At 55.2% G+C, this 15,312-nt stretch carries 12 protein-coding genes, 2 pseudogenes and 1 riboswitch; of the genes and pseudogenes, 8 read left to right on the forward strand and 6 right to left on the reverse strand.

All coding sequences use genetic code 11. The features are described 5' to 3' along the window. A pseudogene (locus RTM06_RS21185) lies at window positions 1-1,933 on the forward strand (DNA-directed RNA polymerase subunit beta'); the annotation flags it as partial. A gap of 66 nt (window positions 1,934-1,999) precedes the next feature. Here RTM06_RS21185 and RTM06_RS21190 read toward each other — a convergent pair. Then, window positions 2,000-2,188 (reverse strand): DUF1127 domain-containing protein, encoded by a 189-nt coding sequence (locus RTM06_RS21190; protein ID WP_312184620.1) that lies wholly within the window; start codon window positions 2,186-2,188, stop codon window positions 2,000-2,002. 175 nt (window positions 2,189-2,363) lie between these two features. On the opposite strand from RTM06_RS21190, the gene RTM06_RS21195 reads away from it, so the two are divergent. Beyond that, window positions 2,364-3,818, forward strand: a complete 1,455-nt coding sequence (locus RTM06_RS21195) for a PLP-dependent aminotransferase family protein (protein ID WP_256698087.1) — start codon at window positions 2,364-2,366, stop codon at window positions 3,816-3,818. 153 nt (window positions 3,819-3,971) lie between these two features. On the opposite strand, the gene thiE is transcribed toward RTM06_RS21195, so the two are convergent. The 3 genes from thiE to RTM06_RS21210 all read right to left on the reverse strand — a co-directional run bounded on the left by thiE (window position 3,972) and on the right by RTM06_RS21210 (window position 7,468). After that, window positions 3,972-4,619 (reverse strand): thiamine phosphate synthase, encoded by a 648-nt coding sequence (gene thiE, locus RTM06_RS21200; protein WP_312184621.1) that lies wholly within the window; start codon window positions 4,617-4,619, stop codon window positions 3,972-3,974. Beyond that, window positions 4,616-6,538 (reverse strand): phosphomethylpyrimidine synthase ThiC, encoded by a 1,923-nt coding sequence (gene thiC, locus RTM06_RS21205; protein ID WP_312184622.1) that lies wholly within the window; start codon window positions 6,536-6,538, stop codon window positions 4,616-4,618. The genes thiE and thiC overlap by 4 nt, the downstream gene beginning before the upstream one ends. 90 nt (window positions 6,539-6,628) lie before the next feature. Next, a riboswitch (TPP riboswitch) is annotated at window positions 6,629-6,729 on the reverse strand. Between the two features lie 232 nt (window positions 6,730-6,961). After that, window positions 6,962-7,468: an Rsd/AlgQ family anti-sigma factor gene (locus RTM06_RS21210; protein WP_008108413.1), complete on the reverse strand. Its 507-nt coding sequence runs from the start codon at window positions 7,466-7,468 to the stop codon at window positions 6,962-6,964. Between the two features lie 88 nt (window positions 7,469-7,556). On the opposite strand from RTM06_RS21210, the pseudogene nudC reads away from it, so the two are divergent. From nudC to RTM06_RS21240, 6 genes and pseudogenes are all read left to right on the forward strand, one after another. Continuing rightward, window positions 7,557-8,314: pseudogene (nudC, locus tag RTM06_RS21215) on the forward strand (NAD(+) diphosphatase). Between the two features lie 39 nt (window positions 8,315-8,353). Next, window positions 8,354-9,421, forward strand: coding sequence for a uroporphyrinogen decarboxylase (gene hemE, locus RTM06_RS21220; RefSeq protein WP_265303464.1), 1,068 nt, complete (start codon window positions 8,354-8,356; stop codon window positions 9,419-9,421). 2 nt (window positions 9,422-9,423) lie between these two features. Further along, window positions 9,424-10,092, forward strand: coding sequence for a deoxyribonuclease V (nfi, locus tag RTM06_RS21225; protein WP_008108420.1), 669 nt, complete (start codon window positions 9,424-9,426; stop codon window positions 10,090-10,092). Window positions 10,093-10,154: 62 nt separating this feature from the next. Then, a complete protein-coding gene (locus RTM06_RS21230; protein WP_256698092.1) occupies window positions 10,155-10,745 on the forward strand; it encodes a YjaG family protein in 591 nt (196 codons plus the stop codon). A 188-nt stretch (window positions 10,746-10,933) separates the two neighbouring features. Further along, the gene (hupA, locus tag RTM06_RS21235) at window positions 10,934-11,206 is read left to right on the forward strand and encodes a nucleoid-associated protein HU-alpha (protein WP_007886275.1); all 273 of its coding nucleotides are present in this window, start codon (window positions 10,934-10,936) and stop codon (window positions 11,204-11,206) included. A 68-nt stretch (window positions 11,207-11,274) separates the two neighbouring features. Then, on the forward strand, window positions 11,275-11,940 hold the full coding sequence (locus RTM06_RS21240) for a DUF1481 domain-containing protein (protein WP_312184624.1): 666 nt from the start codon (window positions 11,275-11,277) through the stop codon (window positions 11,938-11,940). A 44-nt stretch (window positions 11,941-11,984) separates the two neighbouring features. Here the strand turns inward: RTM06_RS21240 and purD are convergent, their stop codons facing one another. Together purD and purH are read right to left on the reverse strand one after the other, a co-directional pair. Beyond that, a complete protein-coding gene (gene purD / locus RTM06_RS21245) occupies window positions 11,985-13,265 on the reverse strand; it encodes a phosphoribosylamine--glycine ligase (protein ID WP_312184625.1) in 1,281 nt (426 codons plus the stop codon). An 18-nt stretch (window positions 13,266-13,283) separates the two neighbouring features. Then, entirely contained in the window at window positions 13,284-14,873 is a 1,590-nt protein-coding gene (gene purH, locus RTM06_RS21250; RefSeq protein WP_312184626.1) for a bifunctional phosphoribosylaminoimidazolecarboxamide formyltransferase/IMP cyclohydrolase, read from the reverse strand. Window positions 14,874-15,312: the final 439 nt, after the last annotated feature.

Here is a 15,312-nt window from a genome sequence, read left to right on the forward strand (position 1 = left end):
TGAAGGTCTGAACGTACTCCAGTACTTCATCTCCACGCACGGTGCGCGTAAAGGCCTTGCGGATACCGCACTGAAAACTGCTAACTCCGGTTATCTGACGCGTCGTCTGGTAGACGTAGCGCAGGATCTGGTTGTTACCGAAGATGACTGCGGCACGTTCGAAGGCATCATGATGACTCCGGTCATCGAAGGTGGTGACGTTAAAGAGCCGCTACGTGAGCGTGTACTGGGTCGTGTAACGGCTGAAGACGTTCTGAAGCCGGGCACTGCAGACATCCTGATCCCGCGTAACACCCTGATCGATGAGCACTGGTGTGATGTGATCGAACTGAATTCAGTCGATGCGATCAAAGTGCGCTCGGTTGTTGGCTGTGAAACCGACTTCGGTGTGTGCGCACACTGCTACGGTCGCGATCTGGCACGTGGTCACATCATCAACAAAGGTGAGGCCATCGGTGTTATCGCAGCACAGTCCATCGGTGAGCCGGGTACTCAGCTGACGATGCGTACGTTCCACATCGGTGGTGCGGCATCTCGTGCGGCTGCTGAATCCAGCATCCAGGTGAAGAACAAAGGTACTATTAAGCTTACCAACGCGAAGTCTGTAACCAACTCCTCAGGAAAACTGGTTATCGTTTCACGTAACGTTGAGCTGAAGATGATCGACGAGTTCGGTCGTACCAAAGAGAGCTATAAAGTGCCTTACGGTGCGGTTATGGCTAAAGGTGATGGCGAGCAGGTTGCAGCGGGCGAGACCGTAGCAAACTGGGATCCACATACCATGCCGGTAATCACCGAAGTGGGCGGTTTCATTCGCTTCACTGACATGATCGACGGTCAGACCATTACGCGTCAGACTGACGATTTAACCGGTCTGTCATCGCTGGTGGTTCTGGATTCTGCAGAACGTACTGCGGGTGGTAAAGATCTGCGTCCTGCGCTGAAAATTGTTGATGCCAACGGAAATGATGTTCTGATTCCAGGTACCGACATGCCAGCACAGTACTTCCTGCCGGGCAAAGCGATTGTTCAGCTGGAAGATGGCGTTAAGATCAGTGCCGGTGATACGCTGTCGCGTGTTCCGCAAGAATCTGGCGGTACCAAGGATATTACCGGTGGTCTGCCGCGCGTTGCTGACTTGTTCGAAGCGCGTCGTCCGAAAGAACCAGCAATCCTGGCGGAGATCAGCGGTATCATCTCCTTCGGTAAAGAGACCAAAGGTAAGCGTCGTCTGGTAATCACGCCGGTTGATGGTAGCGATCCGTACGAAGAGATGATTCCAAAATGGCGTCAGCTTAACGTATTCGAAGGTGAGCGCGTAGAACGTGGTGACGTCGTATCTGACGGCCCAGAGTCTCCGCACGACATCCTGCGTCTGCGTGGCGTCCATGCTGTTACCCGTTACATCACCAACGAAGTGCAGGAAGTTTACCGTCTGCAAGGCGTTAAGATTAACGATAAACACATTGAAGTCATCGTTCGTCAGATGCTGCGTAAAGCAACCATCTCGAGCGTGGGAAGCACCGACTTCCTGGAAGGTGAGCAGGCTGAATACTCTCGCATCAAGATCTCTAACCGTGAACTTGAAGCGAATGGCAAAATCGGCGCAACATTCATGCGCGATCTGCTGGGTATCACCAAAGCGTCACTGGCAACCGAATCGTTCATCTCTGCAGCATCGTTCCAGGAGACCACACGTGTCCTGACCGAAGCAGCAGTTGCAGGTAAGCGCGATGAACTGCGCGGCCTGAAAGAGAACGTAATCGTGGGTCGTCTGATCCCAGCCGGTACCGGTTATGCTTATCACCAGGATCGTATGCGTCGCCGCTCTGCGGGCGAAGCACCGGTTGCACCGCAGGTTACTGCGGATGAAGCCTCTGCTAGCCTGGCTGAATTGCTGAACGCCGGTCTGGGCGGAAGCGACGACGAGTAATTCGTCTGCTAAAGCTGACCAATAAAAAACCCTGTCTCGGCAGGGTTTTTTTTCGTCTTGATTTTGTCAGAACTTACGGCAGACATCTTCGCGTGTCAGTCCGATATCCCGCAGCTGATTGTCACTCAGTTTTGACAGGATGTGATGCGTTTCCCGCCGTGCTTTCCAGTATTTAACCATACGTACTGCGCCACGGAAGATATCCAGTAAAGTGACATCAAAAGGTTTAGCCGCGCGGTTTTGATCGAATTCCATAATCCTTGCCCTCAGTAGGTTGCCTGAGATGCATTGTCCAATTCCTGCGTACTATGATACAGACGCAAAAATCACTTATCTTTAACATACAGATTGCGCTGTGATGGATCTGAATGGTAATAATAAGGGCTATCTGTACTGGTTTGTTATGATCTAAGGCTGAGTGAGGCATACGATGACGCGCTACCAACATTTGGCATGTTTGCTTTCGGATCGAATTGAGCAAGGGCTGTACCGCAGCGGCGAGCGCTTGCCATCGGTGCGCACGCTTAGCCTGGAACACGGCGTGAGTATCAGTACCGTTCAGCAGGCATATCATCTGCTGGAAGAGAAACAGCTGATCGTGCCGCAGCCTCGATCCGGGTATTTCGTTGCAACGCGCAAAGCGACGCCGCCGATGCCCGCCATAACCCGACCGGCACAGCGCCCGGTGGAAATCACACAGTGGGAATCTGTGCTGGAGCTGCTCAGCAGCAGGACTAACAGCGATGTATTGCAACTCGGCAGCGGTATTCCCGATCTCACTCAGCCCACGTTGAAACCGCTGTGGAAAATTCAGAGCCGCATGGCGCAGAGGCAGGAAATTGATCAGCTCAACTATGACAGTTTGTTGGGCGTCGCGGCATTGCGCGAACAGGTTGCGCGTCTGACGATTGACAGCGGTTGTCAGCTCACGGCAGAAGATATCGTGATTACCACCGGCTGCCATGAAGCGTTGTCGATTTCGATTCGTGCAATATGCCAGGCCGGCGACATCATTGCGGTGGAATCGCCGACTTTCCACGGCACCATGCAAACCCTGCGCGGCTTCGGCATTCGCGCCATTGAGATTCCTACCGATTCGGTCACCGGTATCAGCCTGGAAGCGCTGGAACTGGCGTTCGAGCAGTGGCCGATCAAAGCGGTGGTGGTAGTGCCCAACTGCAATAATCCGCTGGGCTTCATCATGCCGGAATCTCGCAAACGTGCGCTGGTTACGCTGGCGCAGCGTTTCGATGCCGCGATTATTGAAGACGATGTGTATGGTGAGCTGGCGTGGGAATATCCGCGTCCGGTTACCATCAAGTCGCTGGACCACGATGGCCGCGTGTTGCTGTGCAGTTCGTTCTCCAAAACACTGGCGCCGGGATTGCGGGTCGGTTGGGTGGCGCCGGGGCGCTATCGTGATCGCGTGCTGCATATGAAATACATCAGCACCGGATCGACGGCCACACAGCCGCAGCATGCGGTCGCCGAATTTATTCGCCTTGGTCATTATCTGCCGCACTTGCGGCGCATGCGTCAGGTGTATCAACGCAACTACGAAACTTTCAGCTGTTGGGTGCGCCACTACTTCCCGTGCGGGATTTGTGTGTCGCGTCCTCAGGGCAGCTTCCTGATGTGGATTGAGCTGCCAGAGGCGTTTGACGCAGTTAGGCTCAACACCGAACTGCGGGAGCTGAACATGCAGGTTGCGGTCGGCTCGCTGTTTTCGGCCTCGGGCAAGTATCGCAACTGCTTGCGCCTGAATTATGGTTTGCCAATGAATGAGCATACGGAGCAGGCGATAGCCCAACTCGGTGCAGCGGTAGAACGTGCCATGCTGGCTTGCAGTGTAGAAACCGTGCATACCTCCTCCCTGACCATGTAAAGAAAGGCAGGGCTGGGAGAGGTTAAGACCAGCCCTGGCCCGCTGCAAGCGACAGCGGGCAGGCATACTTTAGCTTTATCAGGAAAGGACGCTAGCCATCACATCACGCTGCTGCGCGGCAGATTCCAGCGTTTCATCCTTACTTACCACGCATTACATTGCTTTTGCAGGTTCGATTCCATTTTCCACCAGTGACAGCAGCTGCTGAGTTGCTGCGCGCCAGTCTGCGGCATGGGTAATCGCGCTCACCACCGCAATACTTCCCACGCCAGTGGCCAGCACTTCAGGCACGCGCGCCAGTGAAATACCGCCAATCGCCACGGTTGGCATATCCTGTAAACGCGTCAGATGGCGTTTCAATTCCACCACGCCCTGCGGCGCAGAAGGCATGTCTTTGGTTTGCGTAGGATAGATGTGGCCAAGCGCAATATAAGAGGGGCGCAGCGCCAGAGCCCGATCCAGCTCGGCATCGTCATGCGTCGATAAACCCAGACGCAATCCCGCCTCACGGATGGCCGCCAGATCGGCGACATCGAGGTCTTCCTGGCCAAGGTGCACGCCATAAGCGTGATATTTAATGGCTAATCGCCAGTAATCATTGATAAACAGCCGAGCGCGATACTGTTTGCCAAGCGCAATCGCCTCGCGCACGGCATCTTCCACCTCATGATCTTCACAATCTTTGATGCGCAGCTGAATGGTGCGCACACCGGCTTCCAGCAAGCGCGCGATCCATTCCACGCTATCAACAACCGGATACAGCCCCAGTTTTGGGGCCGTGGCAGGAAAGGCGTCGGTCATACATTTTCCTCTTTAAGGGTATCGGCAGCGTGATAAAGCTCGCCGCCACGATTGCGGAAGGCATCCGACATTTGCGCCATACCAATCTCTATCGGCTGAGCTTCAGCCTGTTGGCGTGCGGCAAACTCGCGCACTTCCTGAGTAATTTTCATTGAGCAGAATTTTGGGCCGCACATCGAACAGAAGTGCGCGACTTTGCCTGATTCCTGCGGCAGGGTTTCATCGTGATAGGCGCGTGCGGTGTGCGGATCAAGCGCCAGATTGAACTGATCTTCCCAGCGGAATTCAAAACGCGCTTTCGACATCGCATTGTCGCGGATCTGCGCGCCCGGATGACCTTTCGCCAGATCCGCTGCGTGCGCGGCGATCTTGTAGGTGATCAGCCCTTGTTTCACATCCTCTTTATTAGGCAAACCGAGGTGCTCTTTCGGCGTCACGTAACAGAGCATGGCGCAGCCGAACCAGCCAATCATGGCCGCGCCAATGCCGGAAGTGAAATGGTCGTAGCCGGGCGCGATATCGGTGGTGAGCGGGCCAAGCGTGTAAAATGGGGCTTCGTGGCAGTGCTCAAGCTGTTCGGTCATATTGCGACGAATCATCTGCATCGGCACATGGCCCGGACCTTCAATCATCACCTGCACATCATATTCCCAGGCGATTTTAGTCAGTTCGCCCAGCGTATGCAGTTCAGCAAATTGTGCCTCATCGTTGGCATCCTGAATCGAGCCGGGACGCAGGCCGTCGCCGAGCGACAGCGCCACATCGTAGGCAGCACAAATTTCACAAATCTCGCGGAAGTGCAGATAGAGGAAGCTTTCGGTGTGATGCGACAGGCACCATTTCGCCATGATCGAGCCGCCGCGCGACACAATGCCGGTCAGGCGTTTGGCCGTCATCGGCACGTAGCGCAGCAGTACGCCAGCGTGAATGGTGAAGTAGTCGACACCTTGTTCCGCCTGCTCCAGCAGCGTGTCACGGAAAATCTCCCAGTTGAGATCTTCTGCAATACCGTTCACTTTCTCCAGCGCCTGATAAATCGGCACTGTACCAATTGGCACCGGGCTGTTGCGCAAAATCCACTCACGCGTTTCATGAATGTAGCGGCCGGTTGAGAGATCCATCACGGTGTCTGCGCCCCAGCGCGTCGACCATACCAGCTTCTCCACTTCTTCTTCAATTGATGAACTCACCGCCGAGTTACCAATGTTGGCATTTACCTTCACCAGGAAGTTGCGGCCAATGATCATCGGTTCTGATTCGGGATGGTTGATGTTAGAAGGGATGATGGCGCGGCCGCTGGCGACTTCCTTGCGGACAAATTCAGCGGTGATATTTTCCGGCAGATTAGCGCCAAAGCTGTGGCCCGGATGCTGCTGTAGCAGCACTTCACCGCGAATACGCTCGCGGCCCATGTTTTCACGCAGCGCAATAAACTCCATCTCGGGCGTGATGATGCCCTGACGCGCATAGTGCAACTGGGTAACCCGGCGACCCGCTTTGGCGCGGCGCGGTTGTGGCAGATTCTCAAACCGCAGGTGATCCAAACCTTCATCCGCCAGACGTTGCTGCGTGTAGCTGGAACTTAGCTGGTGGATAGTTTCGCTGTCGCCACGTTCTTCGATCCAGTTGGCGCGTAGTCTTGCAAGTCCCTGATGCACATCAATAGTGGCTTGAGGATCGCCATAAGCACCGGCGGTGTCGTATACCGGCACCGCTTCATTCGGCTCATATTGCGGATGTTCTTTGCTGCCGCCGATATGTGTCGGGCTGAGCTGTATCTCACGCATTGGCACGCGAATATCCTCGCGGCTGCCAGTGATCCAGATACGTTTGGAGTTGGGGAAAGCAGTTCCCTGCAGGGAATCGATAAATTCTTGCGCCTGAGCGCGTTGTTCTCGACGAGACGTTTTAGCAGACATAGCAAGTTTCCGGTAACGGTTGGAAGTTGCTTGTCCAGAGTTCGGAAGGAGTAACAGCGACGATGCTGGGCGCCAGCTTGCAACGCGCTGATGATGTCTACTCTTGTTCCCTTCGCAGGTACTAACCTGATCAGGTTCCGCGGATCCCGAATTAACGGTCTCAGCCCCGAAGGGCACTCCGACAAGGTTGTGTTTTGTGGTTTAAGCTACTTTGCTTGCTATTTCACGCCTGGGCAGTGCTCGTGGCCGTCACGTACTACGTGTACGCTCCGGTCCCTGCGCGCTGTCCGAGCGTGAACTGGCTGCACACGCTACGCTTAAACCGCAAAATTTGCCTCTTCATGTTTTGAAGAGGCAATAAAAAAGCCCATTCAGCATAAGAGGGCTTTTCTTGAATAACAAGTTTTTTACAACTTCAGGATGTTAAGCCGGGCGGGCGATGACGCTGTCATTAGCCACCGGCGGGCGCGCCAGCTGGTGATCCCAGGCGAGCTGCACCAGCTTATCTTCCAGCGTAAAGCGCGATTCCAGCACTTCACCGACTTCGGAGAGCGCGGTTTGAAAATCCACGCAATTATCATCGTTAATTGCTTGCTGCAGATGGGTGTCGTAAAGCTGCATGATGCGATCGGTATTCGCCTCAAGTGCCGGATAAATCTGCGCGGCCACGATTAATGGGCTATCACCCTGCATCTCACTAATGATGTGTTCATACACGCTGAAATGGCCGGTAGACAGGTAATCTACCAGGTTGTGACAGAATGCATCCAGCGCCTGTTCATCCAGCGCAGTTAACGCATCTTTTTGTGGCTTCATGCCAATAAGCTCGTAGTAAGTGACGAGCAGCTGTCGACGGGCGCGCAGCCATGAATCCACCAATTCATTTCTGCCACCGACACGCTCTGTCAGGTTCTCTAACTGGTTAAGCATATGGGGCTCCAGGTAGGTTATAGTTGTTAATTACACACTTAATATTAGGATTTCAGCGTGCGATTTGACGCTAAGGACAACGATTAAGATGCAACGTGAGATCTCAAGCTTAGACGCTGGTTGGTGGGTTGTCAGCCATGAGCAAAAACTTTGGTTGCCGCAGGGCGAATTGCCGCATGGCTTAGCCAGCGATTTTGGCCTGAACGGCAGCAACGGCATGTTGATTGGCGAGTGGCAGGGCGAGAATGTCTGGCTGGTACGCGAATCGCGCCCGGACAGCATGGGCTCGGTGCGCCAACTGATTGATGAAGATGTCGGTCTGTTCCAAATCGCCGGACGTGGTGTGCAGCTGGCGGAGTTTTACCGCTCGCACCGCTGGTGCGGCTATTGCGGCCATGAGATGCACATCAGCAAACGCGAATTTGCCTGCTTGTGCAATCATTGCCGCGAGCGCTATTACCCGCAAATTGCGCCGTGCATCATCGTGGCCATCCGTCGTGGCGATGAGATCCTGCTTGCCAATCATGCGCGTCATCGCAACAACATCTATACCGTGCTGGCAGGGTTCGTCGAAGTGGGCGAAACCTTAGAACAAGCGGTAGCGCGGGAAGTGATGGAGGAGAGTAACGTGCGGGTGAAAAACGTGCGTTACGTGACCTCGCAGCCGTGGCCGTTCCCGCATTCCCTGATGATGGCGTATATGGCGATCTGCAACACGACGGCAAAGAGCTGCTGGATGCCGGTTGGTATCGCTATGACAATCTGCCGCTGTTACCGCCGCCCGGCACGGTGGCGCGTCGCCTGATTGAAGATACCGTTGCCCTGTGTCGCGCCAGCGCGGCGTGAAAATGCTACACTGCCGGCCTTAGCATGAGAGAGCCCATTATGAGTGAACTGAAGAACGATCGTTATCTGCGCGCCCTGTTACGTCAGCCGGTAGATGTCACGCCGGTATGGATGATGCGACAAGCTGGGCGCTATTTGCCGGAGTACAAAGCCACGCGCGCTGAAGCCGGTGATTTTATGTCGCTGTGTAAGAATGCTGAGCTGGCGTGTGAAGTCACGCTGCAACCGCTGCGTCGCTATGCGCTGGATGCGGCAATCCTCTTCAGCGATATCCTCACCATTCCGGATGCGATGGGACTTGGGCTCTACTTTGAGACCGGCGAAGGCCCGCGTTTCTCCAACCCGATCACCTGTCGTGCGGATGTCGACAAACTGCCGGTGCCGGATCCAGAGCATGAACTCGGTTATGTGATGAACGCGGTGCGTACCATTCGTCACAACCTGAAAGGCGAAGTGCCGCTGATCGGTTTCTCCGGCAGTCCGTGGACGCTGGCGACCTACATGGTTGAAGGCGGCAGCAGCAAAGCCTTCACGAAAATCAAAAAGATGATGTACGCCGAGCCGCAAACCCTGCACAAATTGCTGGATAAGCTGGCGGACAGCGTGATTCTTTATCTCAATGCGCAGATCAAAGCTGGCGCGCAGTCGATCATGGTGTTCGATACATGGGGCGGCGTGCTGACCGGACGCGACTATCGCGAATTCTCGCTCTATTACATGCATAAAATCGTCGATAGCGTGCTGCACGAGAACGAAGGTCGTCGCGTACCTATTACGCTGTTCACCAAAGGTGGCGGCCAATGGCTGGAAGCGATAGCCGCGACCGGCTGTGATGCGCTGGGGCTCGACTGGACCACCGATATCGCCGATGCGCGTCGTCGCGTAGGTGACAAAGTGGCGCTGCAGGGCAACATGGATCCTTCCATGCTGTATGCACCGCCTGCGCGCATCGAGCAGGAAGTAGCCGGGATTCTTGAAGGTTTTGGCGCGGGCGAAGGCCACGTGTTTAACCTGGGCCACGGCATCCATCCAGACGTACCGCCTGAGCATGCCGGTGCGTTTGTAGAAGCGGTGCATCGTCTGTCACGTCCTTATCATCAGGGCTGATGATGGATTTAGCCGCACTACGCCAGGAACAGTTGCAACGCGCTGCTGATGTGGTGCGGCAGGATGATTTCGACGTGCTGCCGCCGCGTTTTATTGGTGGCGCCGACGTAGGTTTTGAACAGGGCGGTGAGATCACACGCGCTGCTCTGGTCATCCTCGAGTATCCATCCTTAACGCTGGTGGAACATCGCATTGCACGCGTGGCCACTACCATGCCGTATATTCCGGGCTTCTTATCCTTCCGCGAAATGCCGGCACTGCTGGAAGCCTGGCAGCAACTCTCCCACATGCCCGATCTGCTGTTTGTTGATGGTCACGGTATTTCCCATCCGCGTCGGCTTGGCGTGGCGGCGCATTTCGGATCGCTGGTGGATGTGCCTACCATTGGCGTAGCGAAGAAGCGTCTATGCGGGCGTTTTGCTGAGCTGGACGCTGAGCCAGGCAGCCGTCAGCCGCTGCTCGACAAAGGTGAGCAGATTGGCTGGGTATGGCGCAGTAAAGCGCGCTGTAATCCGCTGTTTATCTCGACCGGCCATCGGGTCAGCATGGATAGCGCCTTGCATTGGGTGGAAGCCTGTACCGCAGGCTATCGTTTGCCGGAACCGACGCGTTGGGCGGATGCTGTCGCCTCTGGACGCCCGGCCTTTCTGCGCTGGCAAAATACGCCTTAACGCTGTTTGTGCCCGGCTTTTGCGGTACACTGCCGCCAGCTAACCTATTGAGAGTAAGTTTGATGTTACAGAATCCCGTCCATTTGCGTCTGGCGAAGCTTGAAAGCTGGCAGCATATGACTTTCATGGCCTGCCTGTGCGAGCGTATGTTCCCCAACTATTGGGCTTTCTGTCAGCAGACCGAATTCGCCGATCCGCAACTCTATCGCCGCATCCTCGATCTAATCTGGGAAAGCCTGACGGTCAAAGATGCCAAAATCAATTTCGACGGTCAGCTGGAGAAATTTGAAGCGGCGATCCCTGATGGTGATGATTTTGAGGTTTACGGTGTGCATCCGGCGATTGATGCCTGCGTGGCATTAAGTGAACTGCTGCATGCACAACTCAGCGGCGAAACGCTGGAGCACGCCATTGAAGTCAGCCGTACATCGATCACCACCGTGGCGATTCTGGAAATGACGCAGGCCGGTCGCGAAATGACCGACGAAGAGCTGCGTGGAAATCAGGCGGTAATCGATGAATGGGACCTGCAGTGGGAGATTTTCCGCCTGCTGTCAGAGTGCGAAGAGCGCGACCTCGAATTGATTAAAGGCCTGCGTGCAGACCTGCGCGAAGCGGGAATCAGTAACATCGGTATACTTTTTCAGCAATAAGGCAAGAAAACGTGACTTCAGGCCCGAATTACCGCGCCTGGAGGCTTCACATCGGCCCCCTGTCTGGTCTACATTTGGGGGGCTGAAAATTGTGGCTATCGGTGCGTGCCGGCTGAACAAGGCCTGAGAAGGGCTTTTCCCTCGCACTCGTTGCTTAGCAAGCGATAAATACACTTTAAGGATAACTTATGAACAAGACTCAACTGATTGATGTGATCGCAGAGAAAGCTGACCTGTCTAAAACCCAGGCTAAGACTGCGCTGGAATCTACCCTGGCTGCGATCACTGAGTCTCTGAAAGAAGGTGATGCTGTACAACTGGTTGGTTTTGGTACTTTTAAAGTGAACCACCGCGCTGAGCGTACCGGTCGCAACCCGCAGACTGGCAAAGAGATCAAAATTGCAGCGGCTAACGTGCCAGCGTTCGTTTCAGGCAAAGCTCTGAAAGACGCTGTTAAGTAAGTTTCCGCATTGCGGTTTAGCTTTAAAAGAGGGGGCGTTAGCGCCCCTTTTTGTTGCCGGGACCTGCCATGCTGAATTCAATTCCTCAGCGCGTGTGCGCCCTGTTATTCGGTGCGCTACTTACGGGCTGTAGCTCCACTCATGATCTTCCTGCCTTTACGGCGAGCGGCTATCTGGCCGACCGCGGCACCGTGCGCATCTGGCGCAAGAATAGCGACCATCAAGTGGTTCATCTGCGAACGGTCTTCACGCCCTTTAATGGCGATGCGATGGAAACCACTGATTACAACTGGCAGCAGCAGAAGCTGATTAGCGTCGAACGACGCGTCGCGGTTGCACAGCCGGATGATGTCACCTTACGCTTCGATCATCAGGGCAATCTCAATTTCATGCAGCGCCAGCTGGCGGGACGACGTGAAGCAGTCAGCGCTGATAGCGTTGAGCTGTATCGCTTCGATGCGCAGCGCATGCTGGATCAGAGCAATGCGTTGCTTGCAGGCCGCGTATTGCTGCGTCAGGGCCATTGGCTGGGCGGCAATCAGGTACGAGAGTGCGATGACAAGCTGGTGAATGCGGCCTTTGATCGCGACACGCTGTATACGCTAAGTCGCCAGCAGCAGAGCCAGTCTGCGCCGTTGATGGTGTCGTGGCTGGAAGCGCCGGAAGGTGTGCAACTGCTACGTGCTACGCCGGATGACGAATGCAGCTGGCAGCCAAAAGAGAGTGATTTCTAGCAGGCAGATAAGAGAAGGGGCACATGCTGTGCCCCTTTGCGTACTTATTTGCGGTTAATGGCGCGATAACCGATATCGCGGCGGCAGAAGCTGCCATCCCACGAAATATGCTGCGCCAGCGCATAAGCGTTCTTCTGCGCTGCGGCTACATCATCGCCCAGCGCGGTCACGCACAGTACGCGGCCACCGTTAGTCACCACCAGATCGTCTTTCATGGTGGTACCAGCGTGGAACACTTTGCCGTCCGGCACTTCTTCGAGCGGCAGACCATGAATCTGATCGCCTGTGTTGTAATCGCCCGGATAACCACCCGCCGCTAACACCACGCCGAGAGAGGGACGCGGATCCCACTGCGAGGTTTGCTGATCCAGTTTGCCATCGGTCGCCGCCAGACACAGCTCAACCAGATCCGACTGCAGACGCAGCATGATTGGCTGAGTTTCCGGATCGCCGAAGCGGCAGTTAAACTCGATCACTTTAGGTTGACCGGCTTTATCGATCATCAAACCGGCATACAAGAAACCGGTATAGATGTTGCCTTCAGCTTTCATACCGTTAACGGTTGGCCAGATGATCTGATCCATTACGCGCTGGTGGATCTCATCGGTCACCACTGGCGCCGGAGAATACGCGCCCATGCCGCCGGTGTTTGGACCGGTATCGCCATCGCCGACACGCTTGTGATCCTGGCTGGTGGCCATCGGCAGCACATTGTTGCCGTCGACCATCACGATAAAGCTGGCTTCTTCGCCATCAAGGAACTCTTCAATCACGATGCGGTGACCGGCATCGCCGAACGCATTGCCAGCCAGCATATCCTGCACAGCGGCTTCGGCTTCCGCCAGTTCCATCGCCACGATCACGCCTTTACCGGCGGCGAGACCGTCAGCTTTAATGACGATCGGTGCGCCTTTCTCGCGCAGATAGGCCAGCGCAGGCTCCACTTCGGTGAAGTTCTGGTATTCGGCGGTTGGGATCTGCTGACGTGCCAGGAAATCTTTGGTGAACGCCTTTGAACCTTCCAGCTGGGCGGCGGCTTGCGTTGGGCCAAAGATCTTCAGACCTGCCGCACGGAACGCATCAACCACACCCATCACCAGCGGCGCTTCCGGGCCAACGATGGTCAGATCGATTTTTTCCTGCTGCGCAAAAGCCAGCAGCGCGGCAACGTCGGTGGCGCTGATTGCCACGTTTTGCAAAGCCGGCTCAAGCGCGGTGCCCGCATTGCCCGGCGCGACAAACACTGTTTCGGCCAGTGGCGATTGTGCCGCTTTCCATGCCAGCGCGTGCTCACGTCCGCCATTACCAATCACTAAAATTTTCATCTGTACTGCTCCCAACAATTAATGGCGGAAATGACGCATGTCAGTAAAGATCATCGCGATGCCGTGCTCATCTGCAGCGGCAATCACCTCATCATCACGGATTGAACCGCCCGGCTGAATCACGCAGCTGATGCCGACAGCCGCTGCCGCGTCGATACCGTCGCGGAACGGGAAGAATGCATCAGACGCCATTGCGGAGCCTTTCACTTCCAGACCTTCATCACCCGCTTTGATGCCGGCAATTTTGGCCGAGTAAACGCGGCTCATCTGGCCGGCGCCAATGCCGATGGTCATATTGTCACGTGCGTAGACGATGGCATTGGATTTAACGAACTTCGCCACTTTCCAGCAGAACAACGCATCACGCAGTTCCTGCTCAGTTGGCTGACGCTTGCTGACGACGCGCAGCTGGCTGGCATCGACCATGCCCAGATCGCGATCCTGAACCAGCACGCCGCCGTTAACACGCTTGAAATCCAGCGCCGCAACGCGACCTTGCCACTGGCCACACACCAGAACGCGCACGTTCTGCTTTGCGGCGGTCACTTTTAGTGCCGCTTCGCTGGCGGATGGCGCGATGATCACTTCAACAAACTGACGGCTGATGATCGCCTGTGCGGTGGCTTCATCCAGCTCGCGGTTGAAAGCGATGATGCCGCCAAAAGCAGAAGTCGGGTCAGTTTTGTAGGCACGCTCGTAAGCGTCAAGGATCGAACCGCCAACCGCCACGCCGCATGGGTTCGCGTGTTTGACGATTACACAAGCGGCTTCGCCGAACTCTTTCACGCACTCGAGTGCGGCATCGGTATCGGCGATGTTGTTGTAAGAGAGCGCTTTGCCCTGAACCTGCTGCGCGGTGGCAACAGAAGCTTCAGCAACATTCTCTTCTATATAGAAGGCTGCATCCTGATGGCTGTTCTCGCCGTAACGCATATCCTGCTTCTTGATGAAGTTGAGGTTAAGCGTGCGCGGGAAGCGGCCGGCCGGCTCTTTGCTGTCGCTGTGATAAGCCGGCACCAGGCTACCGAAGTAGTTGGCGATCATGCTGTCATAAGCGGCAGTGTGTTCGAAGGCTTTGATGGCCAGATCGAAACGCGTTTCTAGCGTGAGCGAATTTTCGTTGGCATCCAGCTCAGCAATGATCGCCTCGTAATCGCTGCTCTTGACCACGATCGCCACGTCTTTATGGTTCTTCGCCGCTGAGCGAACCATGGTCGGGCCACCGATATCGATGTTCTCAACCGCATCAGCTAATGAGCAATCAGGTTTGGCAACGGTTTGTGCGAAGGGATACAGGTTGACGACCACCATGTCGATTGGGTTGATGGCGTGTTCAGCCATGATCGCATCATCCTGACCACGACGACCCAAAATGCCGCCATGCACTTTCGGGTGCAGCGTTTTGACGCGTCCATCCATCATTTCCGGAAAACCGGTGTAGTCAGAAACTTCGGTGACGGGCAGGCCCGCATCTGCCAGCAGACGTGCGGTACCGCCTGTGGAGAGCAGCTCAACACCACGACTGGAGAGTGCCTGAGCAAATTCGAGGATACCGGCTTTGTCAGAGACGCTGAGTAGAGCGCGGCGTAAAGGACGACGTTGTTGCATGGTGGTTTTATCCCTTGGCTTTGTTTCGCGTAAAAAAGAGCGTTACATCAAGCTTAGTGTCTCTCTTCTATATAGAAGGAAACGCTTGCCTCATGTAACGCCCCAAAAGGGGCATCCTTGACGTCGCCGGGCATTGTAGCGAAAACGTTTGCGTGATGCTCGCCTAAATTCATTTGTGCGGAAGAGTGTGGATAACACTGTGTGTAACTGCGTATAAGGCGGGGTTTTGCTGTGGAATGCAGCGAACGGTTGTTTTTATTGAATTTAGCGGTTGCGCGCTGAGAACAACTCCCTATAATGCGCATCCATCAACACGGCACAACGGTTTACGAAATGCGGTGTTGGTGAGGAAGATTCGACAAGAACTTCCGCCGGATGAAAACACTGAAAAAAGTGTTTGACTCCGAAGGAGAGTAGCGTAGTATACGCCACCTCGCGA

Source organism: Pantoea sp. CTOTU46764 (assembly GCF_031974595.1).
Taxonomy (GTDB): domain Bacteria; phylum Pseudomonadota; class Gammaproteobacteria; order Enterobacterales; family Enterobacteriaceae; genus Pantoea; species Pantoea trifolii.